The 25591-nt window shown below is 60.0% G+C and carries 26 protein-coding genes and 1 tRNA gene; 12 read left to right on the forward strand and 15 right to left on the reverse strand.

The genetic code is table 11. The features are described from left to right. Position 1 precedes the first annotated feature (1 nt). The gene (locus DSM14862_RS07840; RefSeq protein WP_007119713.1) at positions 2-1078 is read right to left on the reverse strand and encodes a PA0069 family radical SAM protein; all 1077 of its coding nucleotides are present in this window, start codon (positions 1076-1078) and stop codon (positions 2-4) included. Between the two features lie 202 nt (positions 1079-1280). Between DSM14862_RS07840 and DSM14862_RS07845 the strand changes: the two genes are divergently transcribed. Next, the gene (locus DSM14862_RS07845) at positions 1281-1979 is read left to right on the forward strand and encodes a corrinoid protein (RefSeq protein WP_007119714.1); all 699 of its coding nucleotides are present in this window, start codon (positions 1281-1283) and stop codon (positions 1977-1979) included. A 50-nt stretch (positions 1980-2029) separates the two neighbouring features. After that, on the forward strand, positions 2030-2674 hold the full coding sequence (locus tag DSM14862_RS07850) for a DUF1638 domain-containing protein (RefSeq protein ID WP_007119715.1): 645 nt from the start codon (positions 2030-2032) through the stop codon (positions 2672-2674). Between the two features lie 3 nt (positions 2675-2677). On the opposite strand, the gene DSM14862_RS07855 is transcribed toward DSM14862_RS07850, so the two are convergent. Beyond that, positions 2678-3088, reverse strand: coding sequence for a SufE family protein (locus tag DSM14862_RS07855; RefSeq protein WP_007119716.1), 411 nt, complete (start codon positions 3086-3088; stop codon positions 2678-2680). A gap of 125 nt (positions 3089-3213) precedes the next feature. On the opposite strand from DSM14862_RS07855, the gene DSM14862_RS07860 reads away from it, so the two are divergent. After that, complete coding sequence (locus tag DSM14862_RS07860; RefSeq protein ID WP_007119717.1) at positions 3214-3732, forward strand: hypothetical protein; 519 nt, start codon at positions 3214-3216, stop codon at positions 3730-3732. Positions 3733-3787: 55 nt separating this feature from the next. On the opposite strand, the gene rnd is transcribed toward DSM14862_RS07860, so the two are convergent. The 3 genes from rnd to purM form a co-directional block, all read right to left on the reverse strand. Continuing rightward, on the reverse strand, positions 3788-4945 hold the full coding sequence (gene rnd, locus DSM14862_RS07865) for a ribonuclease D (protein WP_007119718.1): 1158 nt from the start codon (positions 4943-4945) through the stop codon (positions 3788-3790). A gap of 79 nt (positions 4946-5024) precedes the next feature. Then, positions 5025-5621, reverse strand: a complete 597-nt coding sequence (purN, locus tag DSM14862_RS07870) for a phosphoribosylglycinamide formyltransferase (RefSeq protein WP_007119719.1) — start codon at positions 5619-5621, stop codon at positions 5025-5027. Next, on the reverse strand, positions 5618-6664 hold the full coding sequence (gene purM, locus DSM14862_RS07875) for a phosphoribosylformylglycinamidine cyclo-ligase (RefSeq protein WP_040701239.1): 1047 nt from the start codon (positions 6662-6664) through the stop codon (positions 5618-5620). The genes purN and purM overlap by 4 nt, the downstream gene beginning before the upstream one ends. Before the next feature lie 127 nt (positions 6665-6791). Here purM and DSM14862_RS07880 point away from each other — a divergent pair. After that, positions 6792-6868, forward strand: a tRNA-Ile gene (locus DSM14862_RS07880). A gap of 118 nt (positions 6869-6986) precedes the next feature. On the opposite strand, the gene DSM14862_RS07885 is transcribed toward DSM14862_RS07880, so the two are convergent. The 7 genes from DSM14862_RS07885 to DSM14862_RS07915 form a co-directional block, all read right to left on the reverse strand. Then, positions 6987-7973 carry a YeiH family protein gene (locus DSM14862_RS07885; RefSeq protein ID WP_007119721.1) on the reverse strand — a complete coding sequence of 329 codons (987 nt, stop codon included), beginning with the start codon at positions 7971-7973 and terminating at the stop codon, positions 6987-6989. Positions 7974-7998: 25 nt separating this feature from the next. Next, entirely contained in the window at positions 7999-9276 is a 1278-nt protein-coding gene (hisD, locus tag DSM14862_RS07890) for a histidinol dehydrogenase (RefSeq protein WP_007119722.1), read from the reverse strand. Positions 9277-9280: 4 nt separating this feature from the next. Next, the gene (gene cuyB, locus DSM14862_RS07895; protein ID WP_007119723.1) at positions 9281-9982 is read right to left on the reverse strand and encodes a cysteate racemase; all 702 of its coding nucleotides are present in this window, start codon (positions 9980-9982) and stop codon (positions 9281-9283) included. After that, positions 9979-11181, reverse strand: coding sequence for a DegT/DnrJ/EryC1/StrS family aminotransferase (locus tag DSM14862_RS07900; RefSeq protein WP_007119724.1), 1203 nt, complete (start codon positions 11179-11181; stop codon positions 9979-9981). Before DSM14862_RS07900 ends, cuyB begins: the two co-directional genes overlap by 4 nt. A 6-nt stretch (positions 11182-11187) precedes the next feature. Beyond that, positions 11188-12201, reverse strand: coding sequence for a D-cysteate sulfo-lyase (gene cuyA / locus DSM14862_RS07905; protein ID WP_007119725.1), 1014 nt, complete (start codon positions 12199-12201; stop codon positions 11188-11190). Between the two features lie 105 nt (positions 12202-12306). Then, entirely contained in the window at positions 12307-14745 is a 2439-nt protein-coding gene (locus DSM14862_RS07910) for a GcvT family protein (protein WP_007119726.1), read from the reverse strand. A 142-nt stretch (positions 14746-14887) separates the two neighbouring features. After that, a complete protein-coding gene (locus tag DSM14862_RS07915) occupies positions 14888-15901 on the reverse strand; it encodes a LysR family transcriptional regulator (RefSeq protein WP_007119727.1) in 1014 nt (337 codons plus the stop codon). A gap of 604 nt (positions 15902-16505) precedes the next feature. Between DSM14862_RS07915 and purU the strand changes: the two genes are divergently transcribed. Next, positions 16506-17390: a formyltetrahydrofolate deformylase gene (purU, locus tag DSM14862_RS07920; RefSeq protein WP_007119728.1), complete on the forward strand. Its 885-nt coding sequence runs from the start codon at positions 16506-16508 to the stop codon at positions 17388-17390. 196 nt (positions 17391-17586) lie between these two features. Here purU and DSM14862_RS07925 read toward each other — a convergent pair whose 3' ends face one another. Beyond that, on the reverse strand, positions 17587-18036 hold the full coding sequence (locus tag DSM14862_RS07925) for a DUF4442 domain-containing protein (protein ID WP_007119729.1): 450 nt from the start codon (positions 18034-18036) through the stop codon (positions 17587-17589). Between the two features lie 69 nt (positions 18037-18105). After that, positions 18106-19428: an ATP-binding protein gene (locus DSM14862_RS07930; RefSeq protein WP_007119730.1), complete on the reverse strand. Its 1323-nt coding sequence runs from the start codon at positions 19426-19428 to the stop codon at positions 18106-18108. A gap of 44 nt (positions 19429-19472) precedes the next feature. On the opposite strand from DSM14862_RS07930, the gene DSM14862_RS07935 reads away from it, so the two are divergent. The 3 genes from DSM14862_RS07935 to DSM14862_RS07940 all read left to right on the forward strand — a co-directional run bounded on the left by DSM14862_RS07935 (position 19473) and on the right by DSM14862_RS07940 (position 21175). Next, on the forward strand, positions 19473-20387 hold the full coding sequence (locus DSM14862_RS07935; RefSeq protein WP_007119731.1) for an MBL fold metallo-hydrolase: 915 nt from the start codon (positions 19473-19475) through the stop codon (positions 20385-20387). Positions 20388-20532: 145 nt separating this feature from the next. Beyond that, complete coding sequence (locus DSM14862_RS21795) at positions 20533-20655, forward strand: hypothetical protein (RefSeq protein ID WP_259980958.1); 123 nt, start codon at positions 20533-20535, stop codon at positions 20653-20655. Positions 20656-20752: 97 nt separating this feature from the next. Continuing rightward, positions 20753-21175, forward strand: a complete 423-nt coding sequence (locus DSM14862_RS07940; protein ID WP_007119732.1) for a DUF4112 domain-containing protein — start codon at positions 20753-20755, stop codon at positions 21173-21175. Positions 21176-21232: 57 nt separating this feature from the next. Here the strand turns inward: DSM14862_RS07940 and ndk are convergent, their stop codons facing one another. Further along, the gene (ndk, locus tag DSM14862_RS07945; protein WP_007119733.1) at positions 21233-21655 is read right to left on the reverse strand and encodes a nucleoside-diphosphate kinase; all 423 of its coding nucleotides are present in this window, start codon (positions 21653-21655) and stop codon (positions 21233-21235) included. Positions 21656-21761: 106 nt separating this feature from the next. Between ndk and DSM14862_RS07950 the strand changes: the two genes are divergently transcribed. The 4 genes from DSM14862_RS07950 (at position 21762) to DSM14862_RS07965 (ending at position 25580) form a co-directional block, all read left to right on the forward strand. Then, entirely contained in the window at positions 21762-23627 is a 1866-nt protein-coding gene (locus DSM14862_RS07950) for an ABC-F family ATP-binding cassette domain-containing protein (RefSeq protein ID WP_007119734.1), read from the forward strand. A gap of 91 nt (positions 23628-23718) precedes the next feature. Continuing rightward, positions 23719-24357 (forward strand): MarC family protein, encoded by a 639-nt coding sequence (locus DSM14862_RS07955; RefSeq protein ID WP_007119735.1) that lies wholly within the window; start codon positions 23719-23721, stop codon positions 24355-24357. Positions 24358-24402: 45 nt separating this feature from the next. Then, a complete protein-coding gene (locus tag DSM14862_RS07960) occupies positions 24403-24984 on the forward strand; it encodes a retropepsin-like aspartic protease family protein (protein ID WP_007119736.1) in 582 nt (193 codons plus the stop codon). 149 nt (positions 24985-25133) lie between these two features. After that, positions 25134-25580 carry a hypothetical protein gene (locus tag DSM14862_RS07965; RefSeq protein ID WP_007119737.1) on the forward strand — a complete coding sequence of 149 codons (447 nt, stop codon included), beginning with the start codon at positions 25134-25136 and terminating at the stop codon, positions 25578-25580. The last annotated feature ends 11 nt before the right edge of the window (positions 25581-25591 follow it).

Raw genomic sequence — 25591 nt, forward strand, 5'->3', positions numbered from 1 at the left:
CTCAGAACAAGCTCAGTTGATCGCCCTTCACCGGGGGCGGTCGAAACAGATCACAGCGCAACGGCACGCCCGCGCGAGTCAGTCCCAGACGTTTGACCGCCAGATCAAAGCGTTGCGCCACCATCTGCGCATAGGGCCCCTCGCCCCGCATGCGTTTATGCCAGCTCGCATCGTATTCTTTCCCGCCATGCATATCGCGCAGCCGTGCCATGATCCGCTCAGCACGGTCGGGGTAATGGGTGGCAAGCCACTCCTGCACCAAGGGCGACACCTCACGCGGCAAGCGCAGCATGATCCAACTGGCATGACGCGCCCCGGCATCCCGCCCGGCGGTCAGGATCGCCTCTAGCTCCGGGTCAGTAAGTGCTGGAACCATCGGCGAGGCCATGATCCGCACCGGCACCCTAGCCTCTGACAGCTTTCGGATCACCTGCAAACGTCGCTGCGGCGCGGGCGCGCGCGGCTCCATCAACCGGCTGAGCCGGGCGTCAAGCGTGGTTACCGAAATCCCAACCGCTGCGAGACCCCGCTTGGCCATGTCGCTCAGAATGTCGATGTCCCGCTCGATTAGGCTGCCTTTGGTAACAATCGCCACCGGGTGATTGAACGCCGAGAGCACCTCTAGGCATTCACGCATGATGCCATGAGTTTTCTCAATCGGCTGATACGGATCGGTATTGGTGCCGATGGCGATGGGCGCGACCTCATAGCGTTTCGCGCGCAACTCCCGCGCCAGCACCTGTGGCGCCTCGGGTCGGGCGATCAACTGCGTCTCAAAATCCAGCCCCGGCGACAGGCCGAGATAGGCGTGGCTGGGCCGGGCAAAGCAATAGACGCAGCCATGCTCGCAGCCGCGATATGGGTTGATCGACCGATCAAAGGGCAAGTCCGGCGAGCGGTTGTAGGTGATAACCTTGCGCGGCACTTCGATGCTGGTCTGTGTACGCAGCACCGGAAGCTCGTCTTCGCGCGCCCAACCGTCATCTTCCGCCACGCGGGCATGACGCTCAAACCGGCCCGCATCATTGCTGCCTGCCGCGCGGCCAAGCACGCGGAATCGCTGGTCTTCCCTATCCATGAAAGAAGGTTAGAACATTGCGCGAACATCAGCAAGTATCTCCCCCTCAACACCTTGTCCTTACACCGCAAAAAGCAGTAGTTTGCCGCCAAGGCGTCGCGCAAGGCGCGGGCGATGTCGCAAACCGCGACCCCGGCGCAAACGTTCCGTGAGACAAGGGCCCAAGTGTCATGCACCTGCACGCCCAGCAGAAGGAAACACCATGTCAGAAGAAGACGATATCATCCTGGCCGAGTTGGACGACGAAGAACTTGTCCAACAAATGTTCGATGACCTCTATGACGGTCTTAAAGAAGAGATCGAAGAGGCCGTTCAAATTCTGCTCGACCGTGGCTGGGAACCCTACGAAGTCCTAACCAAAGCGTTGGTTGGTGGCATGACCATCGTAGGCGCAGACTTCCGCGATGGTATCTTGTTCGTGCCCGAAGTGCTGCTGGCGGCCAACGCAATGAAGGGCGGCATGGCCATCCTCAAGCCGCTCCTGGCTGAAACTGGCGCGCCTCGGGTGGGCAAAATGGTGATCGGCACGGTCAAAGGCGACATCCACGACATTGGCAAAAACCTCGTCGGCATGATGATGGAAGGCGCGGGATTTGAAGTCGTCGATCTGGGCATCAACAACGCGGTCGAAGCCTACCTCGAAGCTTTGGAAGCGGAAAAAGCCGACATACTCGGGATGTCCGCCCTGCTGACCACGACCATGCCCTATATGAAAGTCGTGATCGACACCCTGATCGAACAGGGCAAACGCGATGACTATATTGTGCTGGTCGGTGGCGCGCCATTGAACGAAGAGTTCGGTAAAGCCATCGGTGCAGACGCCTATTGCCGCGATGCAGCGGTCGCCGTGGAGACGGCGAAAGACTGGATGGGCCGGAAACATAATTCTGCCAACGCCTGACCTGCCGTCCCTGCTTTGCGTTGGCGTCGATGACATGCGATGGTGACGGTATGAGCGACAGCAACCTTCCAGATGATCGGACCCTCACCCAAGAGGGGCTCGCGCCCACCCGCGCGGGCCGCATCTTGCTGATCGCCTGCGGTGCACTGGCCCGTGAGATACTGGATCTGAAAGCCGCGAACGGCTGGACCCATCTGGACCTCACCTGCTTGCCGGCGAAATACCATCTCTACCCCGAAAAGATCACCCAAGCGGTGCGCGACACGGTCGCCAAACACCGCGCAGACTATGATGATTTCTTTGTCGTCTATGCCGATTGCGGCACCGGGGGTGGTCTTGAACGGGCCTGCGCAGAAATGGGCGTGCAGATGGTCGCCGGACCGCATTGCTATAGCTTTTTCCAAGGCAACGACAGTTTCGCCATAACCTCAGAAGATGAGATCACCACCTTCTACCTCACCGATTTTCTGGTGCGGCAGTTTGAGGCGTTCATTATCAAACCTATGGGTCTCGACCGGCATCCTGAACTGCGCGATATGTACTTTGGTAACTACGAAAAACTCGTCTATCAGGCGCAGACCAACAATCCGGCACTCACTGAAAAGGCGCGCGAATGCGCTGACCGTTTGGGTCTCGCCTTCGAACGGCGATTTACCGGCTATGGGGATCTAGAGACTGCGCTGCGCGGTCTCTAGCATTTACGCTTCTTGCGCAGCCGTTTCGCGGATGCGTTCAATCATCGCCCGCAGACCGTTGGAACGTTGCGCCGAGAGGTGGTCGTTCAACCCCAACCGCCCCAACTCCGCTTTCGCGTCGACTTTGCCAACTTCAGCAGGCGCCAAACCGTTGAACAGCCTACGCAATACCGCGATCAGACCCGACACGATCATCGCATCGCTTGCCCCGTCGAAATGCAGTTTCCCACCGTCGAACTGCGCATGCAGCCAGACTTGAGAGGCGCAGCCATCAACCTTGGTCGCGGGCACGCGCAGGGGCTCAGCCAGCGGGTCCATCGCTTTGCCAAGGTCGATCACATGGCGATAGCGGTCTTCCCAGTCTTCCAAAAACTCGAAATCTTCGACCAGTTCTTCAAAGGCGGGCGTGGCCATTGGTGCACTCTCTTTGGTGAATTTCACTGCCTGACAGGTAGGATGCCGATGCGCAAAGGTCCACCCCCTTCCCATGGCTGGCGTGATGCGGTAGCACAAGACAAGTTAACTTAACGGCGGATCCCATGCGCAAGACACTCCTCGCTCTTTTGGCCTCGACCCTTTTGGTATCCGCCTGCGGCACGGTGCGTGACAGCCGCATCAATCCGATGAATTGGTTCGGCCCCTCGCGTTCGGTCCCAGCGGCCTCTGAGGAAAACGCTAATCCGTTGATTCCACAGCGCAGCGGGCTGTTTGCCAAACGCGCGGTTGAAGTCGACACCTATGCGGGCCGCCCCTTTGAGCAGATCACCGACCTGACCATTGAGCCGGTGCCGGGCGGTGCGATCTTGCGGGCCACCGGGCTGGCCGCGAGGCAAGGCATTTATGCGGTACGTCTGACCCCTGCGACGCTTGACGAACAGCCCGTTGATGGGGTGCTGACCTACCGTTTGGAAGGGGTCCGCCCCGACAAAGCAACCTCGCAAGGCAGCAACCCCACCCGCGAAGTGATCGCAGCGCGCCGTCTGACCAATCAGACGCTGAGCGGTGTGCGGGAGATTCGCGTTGAAGGGCAGTTGAACACGCTGGTGTCGCGCCGCTGAGGCTACACCGCGTAGTGCCGAAAAGAGCCGCCCCAATCGGGCGGCTCTTTTCGTATCAGACCTTAACGGTCTTCACGTCATTGCCGTCTGCCGCCAAGGCGATCTTGCCTTCGCAAAGCAGCAGCGCATCGGCGCCAAAGACTTCGTGCCGCCAGCCGCGCAGCGCTTGCACGTCACGCTCGCCCGCCGAAAGCATGTCCAGATCACTGGCCGAAGCAATCAGCTTGGCTGCGACCCCTGCACTTTCGGTCTTGGCCTTGAGCAGCACACGCAAAAGATCGGACAGCGCCGGGTTCACTTGTAGCTTATCGCGCTTGCGGTCAGGCTGAGGGGTATCGCCCGGTTTGCACGCCACGCCTGCGGCGACGGCTTTCAGAATGCCTTCGGCAATCTCACCCTTGCGGGCCTCGCGCAGCAGCAGACGTGCGCGGTTCAACTCTTCGCCATTCGTGGGCTTGAGGCTCGCCAATTCGACCAGCGCGTCATCTTTGAAAACGCGGTTGCGCGGGATGTTGCGGGTGCGGGCGTAATCCTCTCGGAAAGCCGCCAGTTCCTGCACAATGGCGAGGAACTTGGGCGAATTGGTCCGGGTCTTAACGCGTTTCCATGCATCCTGCGGCTGGGTCACATAGGTGTCGGGGCTGAGCAGTGTCTCAAGCTCTTCCGCCACCCAACGCGCGCGGCCGGTTTCTTCAAGTTTGCGGGCCAGAAATTCGTAAATCTGGCGCAGATGGGTTACATCCGCCAGCGCATAGGTCTTTTGCGCATCGGTGAGCGGACGACGCGACCAGTCAGTAAAGCGTGAGGTCTTGTCCAGCGCCTGATGTGCAATCTTGCGCACCAGAGTTTCGTAGCCCACCTGTTCGCCAAAGCCGCAGACCATCGCGGCGACTTGCGTGTCAAAAAGCGGCTCGGGGAAGACTTCGGCATCGACAAAGAAGATTTCAAGATCCTGTCGCGCCGCGTGGAAAACCTTTACCACTGACGTATCGCGGAAGAGCGTGTAGAGCGGCTCAAGCGAGATGCCCTCGGCCAGCGGATCGACCAGAACGGCGTTGCTGTCATCCGTGCCGGGCATGGCCAACTGCACGAGGCAGAGCTTGGAATAGTAGGTCCGTTCGCGCAGAAATTCGGTGTCGACGGTCACATAATCATAGCGGGCCGCCTCTTCACAGAATTGCGCGAGGTCGGCTGTCGTGGTGATGGTTTTCATAAATGCTCTTTGACAAGTTGCTCGCCCGGTCATCGGGCTTTGCTCAAGAGGTACATCACGCGGAAAGCTTTGACCAGCGTCAGCCCGTGAGCATGACCGGCTGGCGTTCACCGGCGGCGAAACGGCGCAGCACGGCGGGGTAAAGGCGGTGTTCTTGTACCAGCACCCGCTGGGCCAATGTCTCAGCCGTGTCGCCGGGCAGAACCGGAATGCGCGCTTGGCCAAGGATCGGACCATCGTCCAAAGCGGCAGTTACCTCATGCACGGTGCAGCCATGTTCGGTATCGCCCGCTTCCAACGCGCGGGCATGGGTGTGCAGCCCGCGGTATTTCGGCAGCAGCGACGGATGGATGTTGATCATCCGCCCGGCCCAAGCGTCGGTAAAACCTTCGGTCAGCTTGCGCATGAAACCGGCAAGGCAAATGATGTCAGGGGCATGGGCCTCAAGCGCTGTGCCCAAGGCCGCTTCAAAGGCCGGGCGATCCTTGCCGAAGGGGCGGTGATCGACAACTTCCGTCGCGATCCCCTGCCCCTGCGCCCAGGCGATTCCGCCTGCATCCGCGTTGTTCGAGAGCACCAGACAGGGGCGGCCCGCGTGGTCGCCGGTCATATCCTCAACCAGCGCTTGCATGTTGGAGCCGCCGCCTGAGACGAAAATCGCAACCCGCTTGGTCAAAGCAGCGCGCCGGAGTAGGTGACGCCATTGCCTTCGGTGATGCGGCCAATCTCAATGGCGCTATGGCCATCCTCGGCAAAGGCGGCCTTGGCAGCCTCAACCTTATCGGCAGACACCACCGCGACCATGCCAATCCCGGCGTTAAAGGTCTTAAGCATCTCGGCCTCGGCCATGCCCCCTTCGGCGGCCAGCCATTTGAACACTGGCGGCAAGTCCCATGCATTCAAATCAATTTCAGCGGCCAGCCCGACGGGCAGCACACGCGGCAGATTTTCGGTCAGACCACCGCCGGTGATATGCGCCAGCGCCGACACCGCATCGGCACGCAGCGCGGCCACAACCCCTTTGACGTAAAGCCGTGTGGGTGTCAGCAACGCGCTGCCCAGATCGCCCGCGCCCCATGGGCAATCATCGCCCCAGCCCAGACCACTACGCTCAACAATCTTGCGCACAAGGCTGTAGCCGTTGGAGTGCACACCGTCGCTCGGCAGACCCAAAAGCACGTCACCCTCTTTCACATCGCGCGGCAGTTCCGTCCCCCGCTCCATCGCGCCGACAGAAAAACCGGCGAGGTCAAAATCGCCCGCGTGGTACATGCCCGGCATCTCAGCGGTCTCGCCACCGATCAGAGCACAACCTGAATCGGCGCAACCCTTGGCGATGCCCTCAATGATCCGCGCGGCACTGTCGAGCTCCAGCTTACCTGTCGCGAAGTAGTCGAGGAAGAAAAGCGGCTCCGCCCCTTGGCAGACCAGATCGTTGACGCACATGGCGACCAGATCAATGCCGATGCTGTCGACATTGCCGGTGTCGATGGCGATGCGCAGCTTGGTGCCCACGCCGTCTGTCGCCGCAACCAGCACCGGATCGGTAAAGCCTGCGCCTTTGAGGTCGAACAGCGCGCCAAAGCCGCCAAGGCCAGACATAACGCCCGGGCGCGCGGTGGATTTCGCCGCCGGCTTGATCCGCTCTACAAGCGCATTGCCTGCGTCAATATCCACGCCTGCTTCGGCATAGGTGATTCCGTTGTCGGATTTTGTCATGGTCATGGCCCCCGGCGCGCATTTTCCCTTGCGCGCGGAGTTAGAGTATTGCGCCGCCGACTGCAATCATTTGGTGCAGCTAATGTCTTGACGCTGGGGCTGCGGCATCATACCCAAACGCCATGGCGGGCCTGTAGCTCAATTGGTTAGAGCAGAGCGCTCATAACGCTTTGGTTGCGGGTTCAAGTCCTGCCGGGCCTACCATGTTTTCAAAGACTTGTCTGGAACCGCCACAAGCTGACTGGGGTCAGTGCGGCCCTTCTGCTGACTGTAACCGTGCAGAATCGCATCACATTTTTAGCAGCATCAGTTACACCGCCGTCTAAATCCCAATCATCAGAACAAAGACAAGCGCTGCACAGAGCAGGAACAACGTCTCAACAATCAAAATAATACTATAGCTGGGTTTCACCTTCACAATCCGTGCCAGACTGGTTTTTACCCCCAAGGCCGCAATCGCGATGACCAAGCACCAACGCGATACCTCGTTCAGCAATGCGAGCACGGGCGCGGGCACCACCCCCAGATTTGCCAGAACCGCACAGCCTGCGAACATCACCAGAAACCACGGAACGCCGACCGACTGCTGCTGCGCGCCTCTGAAGCTGAACATCACGACCAGCATCACCACCGGAAGCAGCGCGACACGCAAGATTTTGACGTAGGTGGCAAAAACGCCTGCTTCTTCACTGATCGAGTACCCAGCCCCTACCACCTGCGCGACATCGTGAATCGTCGCGCCGACCAGAAAACCACTTTCGATATTGCTCAGGCCCAGCGATTGGAAAAGAATGGGATAGACGATCATCGCGATCGTCGACAACGCAGTGACGCCGATCACCACAAAAAGCGTGTCTTGCTCGCGGTCCTTATGCGGCGGCAATACCGAAGTGATCGCGAGGGCCGCCGATGCACCGCAGATCGCGACTGACCCGCCTGCCAGCATGCCAAAGGCCGTGCGGCGGCCAAAGAGGCGAGACATCACCACCCCGCAGCCAAATGTTGCCAGAACGAAACCGATGATGGCAATGACAGGCGTAAGCCCAAGGCTCATGACCTCTGCCAACCCCAACCGCAGCCCCAGCAGCCCGACCCCGAAGCGCAGCAGCGCCTTCGCGGCAAAGTCGATTCCCACGGCGCAGGCGCCATCTTCCGACAGGAAATGAAATGCCATGCCGAGCAGCAACGCAAACAGCATGACCGGCGCACCATAGTGGTCAGACAGGAAGGTGGCGGCCACCGCGATCACACTCGCAAGCAGCAACCCCCCGGCATAGGGGGAGATGCGGGATTTGGCAGTCAGTAGCATTATTTTTCCTAAGCGCGGCTTGGGGTCAGGCCGGTTGGTGTTTCAGCCGAAGTTCGGCAGAACGGGCATGGCCTTCCATCCCCTCCATCCGGCTGATGCGCGCGGTGCGCAGGGCCAGTTCATGCGAGGCATCCGCGTTACAGCGTTGCCACGTTACGGTCTTGGTAAATTTATGGACGGAGAGGCCACCGGTATAGCGCGCCGCCCCACTAGTGGGCAGCACATGGTTCGGGCCAGAGGTCTTGTCGCCGAAGGCAACGGTTGTCTCTTGCCCCAGAAACAATGATCCATACGCCGAGAGGCGGTTGAGCCACCAATCAAGGTCTTCGGCCTGAACCTGAAGATGTTCTGGTGCGTAGCGGTCGGCCACTTGGGCCGCCTCTTCGCGGGTGTCGCACAAGACCACCTCGGCGCGCTCTGTCCAAGCCACGCGCGCGGCACTGGCGTTTGGTTCCGGCAGGCTGCCGATCATTTCGGGCGCCCGCTGCAAAACGGCTTGTGCCAGTTTCCGGTCGGTTGTGACCAGCCAAACCGGGCTGTCGGCCCCGTGCTCCGCCTGACTGACCAAGTCCCATGTCACCGTTTCAGGGTCTGCGCTGTGGTCCGCGACCACGAGTGAATCGGTCGGACCTGCAAACATGTCGATCCCCACGGCACCGAACAGCATGCGCTTGGCCTCTGCCACATAGCTGTTGCCGGGGCCGACGAGGATATCGGCAGGCGTCCCGCCAAACAGCCCCATCGACATGGCCGCCACCCCCTGCACCCCGCCGAGATTGAGGATCAGGTCTGCCCCGCACAGGTCCATCGCAAAGACAATCGGGTCGGGAATACCAATGCCGGGACGCGTGGGCGAGCACGCGGTAATATGTGGCACGCCCGCGACCTTGGCGGTGGTGATCGTCATCAAAGCACTGGCGATATGGCTATAGCGTCCGCCGGGCACATAGCAGCCCGCGCTGGATATGGGGATTTGTTTCTGCCCCGCAATCAGCCCCGGCATGACCTCGATTTCGCAATCGGCCATCGTCGCTTTCTGCGCTTCGGCAAATCGACGGATATTGGCATGGGCGAAACGGATATCGTCCTTCAGGTTTTGCGGCACCCGCGCACAGGCGGCGGCCCGTTCCGCTTCAGACATCGCGATATCCCCGGTCCAGCCATCAAGGTCGCGCGCGTAGTCCCGAACGGCTGCTTCGCCGCCCTCTTCGATCTTGGCAAGCATCTGTGCAACAACGCCGCGGATGTCGTTGCCCTCAACCGCAGGGCGCGTCTCGACTTGCTTCAGATACGTGATCGCCATGGGCTTACCTCGGTTCGGTTTGGGAGTGCTGATGGATCGCCTCGGCCAGTACGTCGATCGTGTCGAGGATAGGCACGGGGGCTGACAATGCTGGGGCCAGCAGCGAGAACTCCGAGCAGGCAATGAGCAGAAGTTCGGCCCCCTGTTCTGTTAATTCATCCGCCGCCTCTGAGAGCGTCTGCTGCGCCTGCGGGGTGATGCCCTGCGCCTTGATCAACCGGATTGCGGCCAACATGCGATCGGCATCGGCGGGCCAAAGGGATTTCAGCCCTGCGCGGTCGAGGGCTGCGTCAAACACCCCGGCCATACGCACGGCGGGAGAGGCAAGAATGCCGACGGAAGCGCCCGAGCGAAGTTGCCCCGCCGCGCGGTCGACCGATAGGGTCACCATGTTCAAGAATGGGATTGAAACCGCCGCCTCAATCGCTGGCGCGTAGTGATGCGCGGTGTTGCAGGGCATGGCGAGGGCCGTGGCCCCTGCCCGTTCCAGCCGCTGTGCCATCGCAGCTAGCGTGGCGGTGGGGTCTTCCCCGGTCCCGTCGATCAGATGCGCGATGCGCGACGGCACCTGAGGGTTCATGTCGATCAAAAGTGGCAGGTGATCGGCGTCGTCTTGGGCATCGACTGTCGCAAGCACACGCTGTTGCAACAGGATCGTCGCTTCCGGTCCCATGCCCCCCAATACGCCGACAACTGGGCGGCTCATGATGCCACCTCGCCCACGGCTTCGCAGATCAACTCGGCGATCAGCGCGCAGTCGTCTTCCGAAAAACTCAGCGGCAGGCGCATGTCGAAAAGCGTCGCCATGATGCGGTCTGTCGCGGGCATGTTTTGCGCTGGAACATAGCGCCAAGACGGATGCGCCGAGGTGAAGCCTGCCGGCTCTTTCGCGCCGAACCATTTAAGCTCCACGCCCCGCGCGGCAGCAGCCTCCAGCACGGCGCGGCACTGCCCGGCGGTAAAGCCCGGCAGGCGGAACTGGATGGAGGACCCGACGTGTGCTTCGGCGGAGGGTAGCTTGATTGTCGCCACGCCGTCCTGTGCTTCCAGCCTATTTTCCACCAGCGCATAGCGCGCATTCCAGCGGGCGATGTTGGTGTCGAGGGCTGCAAGCTGCGGACGCAGGATCGCCGCGCGCAATGCGTCCATCCGGGCCGAGCAATTGGGCATGTCATAGCGCGCATCGGCATAGGCCTCAGGCTCCGGCCCGGCACCGTGGCGCTCATACAGCATGTAACTGCCTGACAGGATCGTGGCGCGGGCGGCGATTGCGGCGGCGTCGGTGGTCAGAAACCCGCCTTCGCCGGAATTCATGTGTTTGTAGGTCTGGGTCGAGAAACAGGCCACCTTGCCAAAATTACCCGACCGACGACCTTTCCACCGCGCGCCCATCGTATGGGCGCAATCCTCGATCACGGTCACCTGCGCCGCATCGCAGATCGCCATCAGCCGCTCCATATCGCAAAGATGCCCGCGCATATGCGAAAGCAAAAGCACCCGCGCCCCGGAACTGGCGATTTTGGCGTCTAGGTCATCAAGGTCGAGCCTTAGGTTTTCGTCGATCTCGACCAGCACCGCCTCAGCGCCCACCGCCCGGATCGCGCCGGGCACCGGGGCCAGCGTATAGGCATTGGTCAGCACCTTGTCGCCCGGCGCCACATCGCAGGCGCGCAGGGCTATTTGCAACGCCTGCCCGCCCGAGGTGACGGCAAGGCAGAATTTGCTGCCCTGCCAATCACGGTATTCAGCCTCAAGCTGGGCCACCTCCCCAACCTCACCCGGTGCGAGGTTATACCGGTGCAAACGCCCCGATTGCAGGACCGCAACCGCGGCTGCGATTGCGTCTGCGGAAAGACCCTCTTGCTGGGTGAAATTGCCGGTAAACTTGCGCGCCACGGAAGCCATCCTCTCTTATAGGTTGACCCAGCGATTAGCGGTGTCAAAGGCGAAGTCATAGCCGCCAAGCGCCGCCGCCCCGCCGGTGTGCAAAAAGACCACCCGCTCGTCCTTGAACTTGCCTTTGCGGGCAAGATCAATCAGACCAGCAGCCCCCTTGGCGGAATAGCAAGGATCAAGCAGGATGCCTTCAAGCTCGGCAAACATCTGGATCGCCTCGATACCACTGTCGGTGGGGATGCCATAGCCGTCACCCACATAATCAGTGTTGGCCATCACATCTTCGCGTTTGACCACGCCCGCGCAGCCCAGCTTCTCGGCGGTTTTGCAGGCAAGGTCATAGACCATCTGTTCCTGTTTGGGCTGTGGCGCACGGGTGCCGATGCCGAGAATGGGGATCTGGGCGTTCATCGCACACATGCCCGTGACAAGCCCTGCCTGCGTGCCCGAAGACCCGGTGCCGTGGACCAGCCGGTCGATCTTCATGCCCGACGTGTTCACTTGGTTCAGCAGCTCAAACGCACAGTTCACATAGCCCAAAGCACCCGTGGGGTTGGAGCCGCCGCCGGGGATGACATAGACCTTATGTCCTTCAGCCCGTTTCTGCTCTGCAGCCTTTTCCATCTCACCGGGCATGTCGTGGCCGCCGGGGAATTTTTCGGTCGTGGCACCGTGGAGATGGTCCAGCAGCACATTGCCATTGGTGTTGTAGTTGGCGTCGTCATATCCGGTGCGGTCTTCCAACAGGATGTGGCAGGCAAGCCCTAGCTTGGCCGCCGCAGCAGCTGTCTGGCGGCCGTGGTTGGTTTGGGTGGCGCCTTGGGTCATCACCATGTCAGCGCCCTGCTCAATGGCCTCGGCCATCAGGAATTCCAACTTGCGGGTCTTGTTGCCGCCGGTCGAAAGGCCGGTGCAATCGTCCCGCTTGATCCAAATTTCAGTGCCAAGCTCTTTTGACAGGCGCTTCATATGCTCAAGCGGGGTTGGCAGATGGGCAAGGTGGACGCGGGGAAAACGGGAGAGGTGCATGGGTGATCCTTGTCGTAGATATTGGGTGTGCAGCGGAACACATTGTCGCTGGATGACCTTGGTGCGGGACGGGGGCCAGCTTTGGACCGGCCCCTGCCCATCATGTTATCCGCGCATTAGCGCATAGGAAGGATCATATGGCGAGGGGTCGATCACCTCGGTGCCGACCATTTCCCCATAGAGATCAAGCGGGATTTGCGTGCCGGGCGTGGCCAGCGCGGGGTCGACGAAGGCATAGGCAAGGTTCATGCCCACCCTGTGCCCCCAATCCCCCGAAGTCACGGTACCGACAACCTTGCCGTCTTGCATCAGGGAGGCACCGCCATGGGCCGGAGCGTGGGTGGCATCGACCTTAAGCGTCACCAGTTTCTTGCGCGGCCCTTCGGCCATGCGTTTGTGCAGCGCCGCTTTGCCGATGAAATTTGAGGGCTTTTCGGGTTTTACGAAACGGTCCAGCGCGGTTTCGAAGGGGTCAAATTCGGTCAGCAGTTCCGCTTTCCAGTGCATGAAACCTTTTTCCAGTCGCATCGCGTCAACCGCCCGGGCACCGAACAGCTTCATCCCATGTGCCTCCCCAGCCTCTCGCAGGGCCAGATAGGCGGCATAGAGCGCATTGTTTGGTACGTGGATTTCATAGGCCAACTCGCCCGAAAAGCTCACGCTCAGCACCGTGGCGGGCGCAAAGCCGATGAAACATTCGCGCAGGCTGAGCCATGGGAAGGCCTCTTTCGACCAATCGCCGCGAGAACAGGCGCTGAGCACGTCGCGCGCTTTGGGTCCGGCGAGCACGAGGATCGTTTGGTCATTGGTCAGGCTGCGGATCTGCACGTCTTCATCTTCGCGCAGATGCATCTGCAACCAGTCCATGTCATGATATTCGCTGGCGGCTGCCGAGCCGTACCAGATACGCTGCGGACCGCGATCTGAGTCGGGCAAATTGGCCACCGTGGCCTCGCCCTTGACCATCCCGTGGTGGTTCAGCAGGTAGCCCAATCCGACACGTCCATCGCGCTTGGTCACGGCGCCGCAGAACATTCGATCGAGGAAACTGTGCCGGTCGCTGCCGGTGATTTCAAAGCGGTTGAAGCCGTTGACTTCGCACAGGCCGACATTCTCGGCCACGTTCTTCACCTCCGCCGCGACCACGTCAAAGGCTTCGTCGAAGTTGAAGCTTAGTGTCGGGTGGAAGTTCGGCGACGGCTTGATGTAGTCGACCCGCTCCCAGCCGTTGACGACGGTGAATTCAGCCCCTTCGGCAGCCATCACCGGGGTCAGCGGCGTGGTCTTGGCGGGCCGCGCCGCGGGGCGATGCTCATGCGGGAAATGGAAGCGGAATTCGTTCTGGTAATCTTCGATGGCCTTGAGCGCTGTGAGTTCAACATTCGCATGGCCGGTGAAGCGGCGCGGGTCGATGACCCAGGTGTCATACTGCGCCTCGCCATGGACGATCTGCTGGGCCAGCAGCCAACCGTGCCCCCCGCCCTCGCCCAGACCTGCGCGCAGGCCAATGATACAAAAGGCGTTGCGCTTGCCGGGGATTGGGCCAACCAGCGGCGCGCCGTCGATGGTATAGGTGATGGGGCCGTTGACGATGGATCGGATGCCGGTCTCGGCCAGCGCGGGCATACGCTCAAAGGCACCTTCCAGCACGTCCATGACCCGCTCCAGATCGTCCGGGCAAAGGGCGTTGACGAAATTCGGGTCGATCCCGTCCATCCCCCAAGTTTTGCAGTTCTGCTCATAAAAGCCGACCAGCAGACCGTTCTTTTCCTGTCGGCTGTAGTAGTCGGAAATAGGACAGCGTAGCAGTGGCATACGGTGACCGGCCTCAACAATCGCGGGAATGTCTTCGGTCAGAAAATACTGGTGCTCCATCGAGGCGACGGGGTGATGCACACCCATCATACTGCCGACCTCATTCACCCGGTAGCCACAGGCGTTGACCACAATATCGCAGTCGATGTCGCCGTGTTTGGTGTGGACCGTCCATGTGTCGTCTTTGTGCTGCGTCAGAGCGGTGACCGGCGTATTGCGGTAGACCTCGGCCCCGGCTGTGCGCGCGTGATAGGCCAAAGCCTGACAAAGCTGCGCCGGGTCGATGTCCCCGTCGAGCGGATCCCAAAGCCCGCCCAGCAGGTTCTCGGTCGAGATCAGTGGGTGACGTCGGGCGCATTCCTCGGCGTCGATGACTTCCAGATCCACATCCATGCCGCGCGCCATTGAGGCAAAATGGCGATAGCCCTGCATCTGCGCATCGGTGTTGGCGAGCCGGATTCCACCATCGGCGTGATGGTAGTTGATGGGATACTCAGGGTCTTCGGAAAGGCGTTTGTAAAGGTTGATCGAATGGGTCTTCAGCCCCACCATCGTCTGATTGGCCCCAAAATTCGTAACCTGCGCGGCGGAGTGCCACGTGGTGCCCGAGGTCAGCTCGTCCCGCTCAACAAGCACGACGTCGCTCCATCCTTCTTGAGTGAGGTGATAAAGTGTCGAGCAACCGGCAATGCCGCCGCCGATCACGACGACTTTGGTCCGAGATTTCATGGTGGTGCCTCCGAAATATTCCGGGTTCAGAGGGGCAGACAGCGCTCGCAACAGCAAACGCTCAATCCAATATTCGAAAAAATCTTAAGATAGTTCCGATAGTTTGATCGCACTTAATGATACGGCGGTAGAAACCGAATTTCTACGCCAGGCCGATGGTCTCTCCAGCTTCGTTTTCCGAGGGCTCAAGCAGTCCAAAGCTATCGGCCAACCAAGGCTCGCTGGCATGCAGAGGTTCAATCGCGTGTTGCAGGATCAACGCGCGCACTTTGCTGTCGACCAGTTCGATGACAGAGCGCGAACAGTCGGGCGTTGTCATCAACGCGAGCCTGCGCGCAAAAGATTTCCCCGGGAAGCGGTGCATCCGCAGATCGTTGTGGAACCGCTTGGCCCGGGAAAAAAGCAGCGGTGTGGTGATCGTCCAGCCCGCGTTTGCCGCGACCATTGCCATGAGCGTCTGGTTGTTGCTGCATTCAAACCGATGCGGTGACGACACCCCCAGCCGCCGCAATTGCGCATCGATCTGACGTGCAATCATCAGATTGCTGCAGAACCGTAGGAAGGGCAGTTTAGTCGTCCCCTCCATAATATCCGACAGCGACTGGGGCGCGAGCCGCGGCAGAACAACGATAAAGGGATCACGCAAAAGAGGGCGCTCTTGAAGATCGCTCATCGTTTCGCCCGGCGCGGTACATATGCCGAGGTCCAGTTGCCTGTTTCGCAGCATATTGATCAGATCGTGACTGACCCCTGTGTGATACACAAAATCGCAATTCGGCATCACGCCTGAGAGGGAGACGGCGAGATGCGGCACGATATCGCTAACAAAATCCTCGATTGCGCCAATTCTTAGAAAACTGGCATCGGCAACACTGCCTGCGGATGCTTCGGCCTTCGCCTTGCGGATCGTCCGCAGCGCCTCCTCAATCTGGCGGGAGAAGACTTGGCCTTTCGGCGTTAAAACCATCGGGCGCCGCGCATGGTTGAACAGTTCAACGCCCAGGTGGTCTTCCAGACTGCGCAGATGGTGCGACACGGTGCTGACCGTCAGACCGGCCTCTCGCGCTGCAGCTTGAAGCGAACCTTCCTTGGCGCAGACCTGAAACAACTCGAGCGATTTCAGGCTGATATCTCTGGCGGATTTCGTGCGAGACATGGCGGCCTCCTCAATTCAGCTGACACTGAGCTTACTAATCGCATCTAATCAAAGTATAAATATCAATTCTTCTGAGACGTCGTTTCCTCTTCTGTGGTTCACGCGGAAAGGTCTAAACCTCAATGCCAGATAAAAGCCAAATATGACACCAACGGGAGACTGCATGAGACATCTACGTTTGGCCTCCGCCAGCGGAATGGGTTTCGCGGGCACCGCCTATCCCGAAGACTGCAGTAAGGTCGGCATTAGACAGAGAGACTGAGCACTGCATCGATTAACGGACCTCGTTGAAGATAACTGCGGAAAATGCGCGAGGATGACCAATGTCGGGGAAAGGTGATCCTAGCGTGTCGCGGGTTACCGGGCTGCTGGCTGCGATGCACGCGTTTGCAAGTGCCGCGCATGATCAATCGACGTGTCACCACGGAGTATAATCAAGCCAAGGCGGCAAGGGCCGCTCAAGAATTGTCCGGCATCAAGTTCAAGATGATTGCTTGTCTCACGAATGCATGTCTATTGCCCTACGCAGCCTGAGGTGCCCATACAGCCGGGTCAGACAACGTGGCTGTCGCGGCTGCACAACCCAATTTTCAAGGACCATCCGATGACCAAGTTTTGCCTGACCGTTACCTGTCCCTCTCGACGCGGGATCGTTGCCGCAATCGCAAAATATATCGCTGAGAACGGCTGCAATATTACCGACAGCGCGCAGTTTGATGATGCCGACAACGGTCAGTTTTTCATGCGGGTGAGCGCGGAGGCTGAGACAGGCAATACGCTTGAAGATCTGCGTGCAGGGTTCGCCGAAATCGCTGAGCCCTTTGGCATGGACTATAAGTTCCACGACACGGACAGCACGATGAAGGTCGTGGTTATGGTGTCGCGCTTCGGCCATTGCCTGAACGATCTTCTCTACCGCGTGCGCATTGGCGCGCTTCCGATCGAGATCGTGGCTGTGATCTCTAATCACATGGATTATCAGAAGGTTGTGGTGAACCATGACATCCCCTTTCACCACATCAAGGTGACTAAGGAGAACAAATCCGAGGCAGAAGCACGGATCATGGAGGTGGTCGAGGATGCTGGCGCTGAACTGATCGTACTGGCCCGCTATATGCAGATCCTATCTGATGCGATGTGCCAAAAGATGAGCGGTCGGATCATCAATATTCACCATTCCTTTCTTCCGTCGTTCAAAGGCGCGAACCCGTATAAGCAGGCGTATGAGCGCGGCGTAAAGCTGATCGGCGCGACCTCTCATTATGTAACTGCCGATCTCGACGAAGGACCGATCATTGAGCAAGACATCGTTCGCATTACCCACGCGCAAAGCGCCTCGGACTACGTGTCTCTTGGCCGGGATGTTGAATCGGGCGTACTGTCACGGGCGATCCATGCCCATGCGCATCACCGGGTCTTTTTGAACGGCAATAAGACAGTCGTGTTCCCCGCATCACCCGGCAGCTATAGCTCAAAGCGCATGGGGTAACGGGGATCTCAAAAGGGGTGGTCTGGGCCTAGTCTTCCGAATGACTGATCGCGGGTAGCCGTGAATGACTTGCTTAGACCGACACAGAACATCAGCTGTGAAGGGCGCCTGCCGCGGTTGTCGCTGTTCAGGCGCCCACCTGCTGACTGAACTGGGCTGCCGGCCATAGAAAAACCAGTGTCCCACCTGCTCCCCTTTAGCGTTTTGCGCTGACGTGCCAGTTCATCATCATCTCAACCACCGTCTCGCCCGCCTCGTTGCGGATGTCGACAGTTACGTCAAAGGCGACCTTACCGTCCTCTTGCAGGGCCGATAGCAGTTCAGCGCCGGGGCGTGAGGTTTTGGCGTGGGCGGTCAGCGTGCCCTCTGCGATCTTTTTGAACGCGATCTGCCCCATGGCTGCAACGGGCCGCATGTCCATGATGACCGGCGCGATGGCCCCGGCCATGGCCGCCCCTGACGCCGCCTCGCCCAATGTAAACATCGCGCCTGCATGCTGGGTGCCGATGTGGTTGGAGGTTTCATGCCGCTGCACCAATTCAGCGCTGGCTGTCCCGTCGCCAAGCTCTAGCAGTTTCACCCCAACATGACCCGCAAAGGGCACGGCTGAATCGAGATGGGCTTTGATCATGTCATAGGGGGTCATGGACGCGCTCCGCTTTAGGTTTCGACTACCTTGGCAAAGGACAGCGTGCCATACAATCCTGCCGCCGGGTCACCGTGCAATAACGATATCCGCGCGCAATCCGCCCAGCCGTTGCGCTTCTCCCAGACGCAGCACCCCGCCATGAGCACGGGCGATGTCGGTGGCAATGGCAAGGCCAAGTCCCACGCCGCCGCCCTTGTCTTGATTGCGGGCCGGATCAAGCCGCGAAAACGGGCGCGTCGCTTCATCGCGACGCTCTTGTGGGATGCCGGGGCCGTTGTCTTCGACGCGAATGCGCAGGGTGCGGTCGCTTAGCATGACCGAGACTTCGGCCTGCGTGCCATAGCGCACCGCGTTAGAGATCAGGTTATCGACCGCCCGGCGCATGGCCACCTTGCGCAGCTTCACCCTGCCCTCGCCGCTGCCCTCAGGCGGAAGCAGTGTCACATTGCGGCCGCCGCGTTGCGCGTCGTCGACGATGGTCTGCACGAATTTATGGGGATCCACCTTCTCCGGCTCCCCTTCGGCGGCACCCTTGGCAAAGTTCAAGAACTCATCCAGCATCCGCTGCATATCATCGACATCGGCCAACAGCGGCGCTGCGTCTTCTTCGTCGATCATCGACAGGCCTAGCCGCATCCGCGTGAGCGGTGTGCGCAGGTCATGGCTTACCCCCGACAGCATCAGTGTACGCTGCTCAATCTGCCGCTCAATCCGCGCGCGCATGTCGACAAAGGCATTGCCTGCCGCGCGCACTTCGACCGCGCCCGTGGGGGTATAGGGCTCATGCCGCCCCCGGCCAAAAGCTTCGGCAGCGCGGGCCAAGCGCTTGATCGGGCGCAATTGGTTGCGCAGGTAGATTGATGCGATGACGCTAAGCAATACGCCAAAGAAAACCGTATAGACGAAAAGCTGATGCGGGTTGGAGGCTGAGATGCGCCGCCGCTCAAACTGAATACGCAGCGGGCCGTGAACGGTTTCCACATAAAGCACGACAAAATCATCATCGCGGAGGTCCACCGCCTCAATCCCGTCCATCTCGCTTCTAAGCCGTGGGATCAGCACCCGGCCCGAGTAATCGTACCACAGCAACTTGTCGATTTCTGGAAGTGGCCGGTTGGCTGGGGTCACCACGAAATCAAGCGGCCCGGCGCGCGCCTCAACCGCCATTGGGGCCGATTGCAGATCTGGTGCGGTGCCAACGGCCAGCATCACCAGTTCCAGCTCACGCAGGACGGTGTCGGTCATCTGGTTGGTAACGCCTTCGAAATGTCGCTGGGCAAAAATCACCACAACGACCAACTGCAAAACCACCACCGGCAGCAGCAGGATCAGCGCGGCGCGTCCGTAGATGCCGCGCGGCACATATCGTTTGAGCCAAGCAAAATTCATGGCTAGACCTTAGCCAGCCCCCTGCCCCTGCGAAAGGTGAAACCATGCTGCCACCCGATGACTTTGCCCCCGAGATCGGAGTTGCCGAGATTTTAGAGCCCGGTCTGCGCCGGATTGTCGCGCCAAACCCTTCACCGATGACCTATCGCGGCACCAATACCTACCTGCTGGGCGACAGTGATATCGCTGTGATTGACCCCGGCCCCGATCATCCCGCACATCTTGAGGCGATCCTGAGCGCGCTGGAACCCGGCCAACGGGTCAGCCATATCATCGTGACCCATACGCATCTCGATCATTCACCACTGGCCCACCCCTTGGCCAAGCACACGGAGGCCGAGGTCTGGGCCTTTGGTGATGGCACATCCGGGCGTTCACCGATCATGCAAGATTTGGCGCAAGCGGGGCTGATGGGCGGCGGTGAGGGTGTCGATCACGACTTTTCGCCTGATCACACTTTGGTCGATGGCGATGTACTGCGGGGCGATGGCTGGGCGCTAGAGGCGCTTCACACGCCGGGCCATATTGGCAATCACCTCTGTTTGGCTTGGGGGGACGCCTGTCTGACCGCAGATCACGTTATGGGCTGGGCGACCTCTCTGGTTTCTCCCCCCGATGGTGATCTGACGGACTTCATGGCGTCCTGTGAAAAACTGGCCGCGCGGGAATGGCGGGTGTTCTACCCCGGCCACGGCGCGCCGGTTTCTGATCCCAATGCGCGCCTCAATTGGCTGGTCGACCATCGCCGCGCGCGCGAAGCCTCGATCCTTCAAGCGCTTCACGACGGCCCCGCCACAGCCGAGGACCTGGCCCGCGTAATATATACCGAAACGCCGCCCGCTTTGCTGGGCGCTGCCACGCGAAATGTGTTGGCCCATTTGGTCGATTTGACAGGCCGAGGGCGCGTCGCACCTCAAAGTGCGTTGCAGGCAGATGCGCTTTTTGGCCTCAACCCATAGGCGAAAACAGCGGATTCCGTCGCAAAATCGCAACAAATGCCCCATTTTGGGCGCAATCCGGCCCCCTTATGGACCTGAACCGCGCCCAAGTTGGTTGCAGGGGTAAGAGACATCGAACCCCAGCGAGCAGCAAAGGAGCTACCCGATGGCCCGACTAGACAGAACGCCGCAACCGCAAAAACCCAAGCCTGAGCAGACGCCGAAAGGCACCTCAGCCCAACCGCCGCAGCGGCCCACGCCTCTGATCACGGATTACGCCAGCCTCTGAGCTGGCCTAGCAGAACACCGGACGGGGACGGTACTTTGGGGAACTTTGAGCCCTGGCACGGCGTTTGCGCTCTATAGCAGGACACGCAAGGACGCCCATGGAACCGCATACCCCCTCTCACGAAGCCGACCTCGCCCGCCTCCGCCGTTTGGCGGTGAGCATGGACAGCGCGTTCAAACTGCCGGTCGTTGGCGTGCGTATGGGGTGGGATTCGATTTTGGGCTTTGTGCCCGTTGTCGGTGATACGTTAGCGCTGTTGCCAGCCGCTTATATCCTAAAGGAATCGCACCGCATGGGCGCACCCAAGGGTGTTTTGGCCAAGATGCTGGTAAACACGGGCATCGATTATGTGATCGGCTCGGTCCCGCTCGTGGGTGATTTGTTCGATATCGGATGGAAATCCAAACTGCGTAATGTCGATCTGCTAGAGCGCCATCTGAAAGACCAAGCTGCCAAAGCGCCACCGACGGGCGACGTCGAAGGGCGCATGTCCTCGCATCATCCGACACTTAACAACTAATCTAAACGCAAAAGGGCCGCCCGAAGGCGACCCCTTATTTGTCCGGAGAACGGTGGCTTAGCCGACCAGTTCCAGACCGGAGAAGAAGTACGCGATCTCAACCGCTGCGGTTTCCGGTGCGTCGGAACCGTGAACGGAGTTTTCGCCAACGCTTTCAGCGAATTCTGCGCGGATAGTGCCTGCTTCGGCATCGGCGGGGTTGGTCGCGCCCATGACTTCGCGGTTTTTCGCGATGGCGTTTTCACCTTCGAGAACCTGAGCAACGATCGGCGCGGAGGCCATGAATTCGCACAGTTCGTCATAGAAAGGACGCTCGGCGTGTACCTTGTAGAACTCGCCCGCCTGCGCTTTGGTCAGGTGAATGCGCTTTTGTGCGACAACGCGCAGACCAGCGTCTTCGAATTTCTTAACGATGGCACCGGTCAGGTTGCGGCGGGTTGCGTCGGGCTTGATGATCGAGAAAGTGCGTTCGAGGGCCATTGGCTGTACTCCATAGCGGGTGTTGATTTGCGCGCTCCCTAGCATGGGGTCTTGCACATGAAAAGCCGCGATTGACCTTCTGCTCAGGTTGCTCCAAACGGCATCCATGTTACGCATTTCAGAAATCAACTACTCCGTCGAAGGTCGCCCTCTGTTTGAGGAAGCCTCCGCCGTGATCCCCGAGGGCCACAAGGTGGGCATCGTCGGGCGCAATGGCGCGGGCAAGACCACGCTGTTCAAGATCATCCGTGGCGAACTGTCGCTCGATAGCGGCGAGTTCTCTCTGCCGTCCCGCGCCAAGATCGGCGGCGTGGCGCAGGAGGTGCCGTCTTCCGAGACCACGCTGATCGACACGGTGCTGGCCGCCGATGTCGAGCGCGCCCGGCTGATGCTAGAGGCCGAGACCGCCGAAGACCCGACCCGCATCGCTGACATCCAGACCCGTCTGGCTGATATCGACGCTTGGTCCGCCGAAGGCCGCGCCGCGTCGATCCTCAAAGGTCTGGGCTTTGACGACGAAGAACAGCAGATGCCCTGCTCTGCCTTCTCGGGTGGCTGGCGGATGCGTGTGGCGCTGGCGGCGGTGCTTTTTGCCCAGCCTGACCTGCTGCTCTTGGATGAGCCGACCAACTACCTCGACCTCGAAGGGGCGCTCTGGCTGGAAAGCTATTTGGCGAAATACCCGCATACAGTGCTGATCATCAGCCACGACCGCGGCCTGCTAAACCGGGCCGTCGGCGGTATCTTGCACCTCGAAGACCGCAAGCTGACCTACTACCAAGGCCCCTACGACCAGTTCGCCCGCCAGCGCGCCGAGAAACGCGCGTTGCAAGCGGCAATGGCCAAGAAACAGCAAGCCCGTCGCGATCACATGCAAAGCTTCGTGGACCGCTTTAAGGCCAAGGCATCAAAGGCGAAACAGGCGCAATCACGTCTGAAGATGATCGAGAAGATGGACATGATCACCGCGCCCGAGGATGTGGCGCGTAAGGTCTTCACCTTCCCCGAGCCCGAAGAACTGTCGCCGCCGATTATCAACATCGAGAACGGCTCGGTCGGCTATACCGAGGACAACCCGGTGCTGACGCGCCTGAACCTGCGCATTGACCAAGACGACCGCATCGCTCTGTTGGGCAAGAACGGTCAGGGTAAATCGACGCTGGCCAAGCTGCTGTCAGACCGGCTGCCGCTGATGGCGGGCAAGCAGATCAACTCCAGCAAACTACGTGTGGGCTTCTTTGCGCAGCACCAAGTGGATGAGTTGATCGTCGAAGAGACGCCGCTGCAGCATATGATCGCCGCCCGCCCCGGGGTGATGCAGTCAAAACTGCGCGCGCAATTGGCGGGCTTTGGCCTTGGCCCCGAACAGGCCGAGACCGAAGTGGGCCGCCTATCGGGCGGGCAAAAGGCACGTCTTTCGCTGCTCTTGGCGACGCTCCACGCGCCGCATCTGCTGATCCTCGACGAGCCGACCAACCACCTTGATATCGAATCCCGCGAAGCGCTGGTTGAGGCGCTGACGCGCTACTCAGGTGCCGTGATTCTTGTGAGCCACGACATGCACTTGCTGTCGCTCGTGGCGGATCGGCTTTGGTTGGTGTCGAATGGCACGGTCAAACCCTATGAGGATGATCTCGAAGCCTACCGGAAGATGCTGCTGACGCCGGAAAAGCCGGTCAGCAAGAACCCGTCGAAACAACCCAAGGAAGCGCCCAAGCCCAAACGCGCCAGCCGTGACGAGGTGCTGGCGCTCCGCAGCGAGGTTCGCAAGGCCGAAGCGCGGATGGAAAAGATCAACGAGATGCGCGACAAATTGGCCAAGAAGCTGGCCGATCCCGCACTCTATGAGGACGTTAAAACCGGCGAGCTTGAGGTCTGGAACAAGAAATACGCAGAAGTGATGGACGCGCTGCACCGCGCCGAAGCACTTTGGATGGGCGCTCAGGAAAAGCTGGAAAAGGCCAACGCCTGATCCGATACCGTTCAAATTATCAAGTTGCGGGGGTCGCCTAGAGGGCGGCCCTCGTGCATTCTGGCAAAACGCGAACCGCCAAGGAAGACCAATGACATTCGATACCGCCTATATGATCACCGCCCTCGTCACGATGTTCGTGGTGATCGACCCCATCGCCATCGCGCCAGTCTTCCTCGCGTTGACCCGCGGGATGAGCAACGCGCAAAGGCGCAAAATCGCTTGGCGCGCGGTGGGTGTGGCTGGATTGATCTTGCTGATCTTCGCCGCCTTTGGCGAGGCAGTGCTTGGCTTTATCGGGATTTCGATGCCCGCTTTCCGCGTCGCGGGTGGGATTTTGCTCTTTATCACCGCCCTCGACATGCTGTTCGATCGCCGCACCAAACGGCGCGAGGACCGTGCGGATGAGGATGACCACGACGATCCGTCGGTATTTCCCATGGCCATTCCCCTGATCGCTGGCCCGGGCTCCATTGCCTCGGTCATCCTGCTGACGGGGGAGAAACCGGGCGGCGAAGGGCTGCTGACCATCATCGTGATCACCGCGCTGACACTGGTGGTTATGGCGCTGACCATGCAAGTAAGCGGCGCACTTGAGCGCGCGATGGGCAAGACTGGCATCAATATCATCACCCGTCTGCTCGGCATGCTGTTGGCGGCCCTTTCGGTTCAATTCGTGCTCGATGGCCTTGCGGCCTTCGGCTTTGGCCCCGGCCCGATGCCCGGCTGACATTTGCGCTCTGCGTTCCTATATCTCTGATAAGGGGGCGCATTCATGGCCGACATCGACACAGCACGTCTGATCTATCTCATTGTCTTGCTGACCATGTTGGCGGGCTGGTTCTTCCTTCAGAACCGCCTTAACATCAACAAGACTCTGCAACAGGCGGCCGTCTGGGGGCTGATCTTTGTCGGTGCCGCTGCGGGCGTGGGGCTGTGGCAGGACATCACCCGCGACAGCGCGCGCCAGCAACTCAGCATCAACAATGCGGGCGAGATCATCCTGCCGCGCGGGCGCGATGGTCATTACTACCTCACGGCAGAAATCAACGGCGCACCGGTGCGTTTTGTCGTCGACACCGGCGCGTCCGATATCGTTCTGACCAAATCGGATGCTGCGCGGATTGGCATTGACCCTGATGAGCTTGACTACCTTGGCCGGGCAGGCACCGCCAATGGCGAGACGCGCACCGCATTCGTTCGGTTAGATCAGGTGGTGGTTGGCCATGCAGTTGATCGCAATGTGCCAGCGGTTGTGAATGACGGCGTGATGTCCCAGTCCCTACTTGGCATGGGCTATCTGCAACGCTGGGGCCGCATTGAAATCAGCGGCGGCGAGCTGCGACTAAGCCGCTGAATCGAGGTCTGGCCAGACCCAGAGTGTGAAGAAAGAATGTAATTCGCCGCAAAATGACGCCGCATTTGCCGTGAATTGGACAGGTTTTCGCCCTTTTGCTCAGATATCTGCAGGGCATAACTGTATCTAATTTTGGAGAACATGTTGCTATGCTGTCAGGTATTTTAGGGGGGTCTTCCTCCTACCAACAAAGCAAACCCCCGGCATCTGAGCCTGCTCAGGCCCCCGAGGAAAACCAAAACGACGCCCAGCAGGCTGAAACAAAGCCTGCCGGCGAACCCAAGGCCACGCAAAACAGCGCTGCCGCGCAAGAGACGACCAAGTCTCAATCGCTACAGGCCACCGCTCAGGCAAAACCGGCAGAGGCGGCCCCTAAAGCTTCGGACGCTGAGAACGAAGCCTTCGCCCGCGCAGCGGCACAGCGTAACGTCGACAGTGTACGCACCCGTGCCCTGCTCGACACCATCGCGCCGGTGAACAACAGCGCCGTCGAGTCAGCCAAGTCCTACGTTAGCAAGGTTGAGCCGGAAGCGCAGAATGCCAAGGCGAGCAATGCCGCCTCCGTCGCGAAACCTGCGCTGGACAAAGCGGCCTAAACCGCAATTTG

This window comes from Sulfitobacter indolifex, assembly GCF_022788655.1.
Lineage (GTDB): Bacteria > Pseudomonadota > Alphaproteobacteria > Rhodobacterales > Rhodobacteraceae > Sulfitobacter > Sulfitobacter indolifex.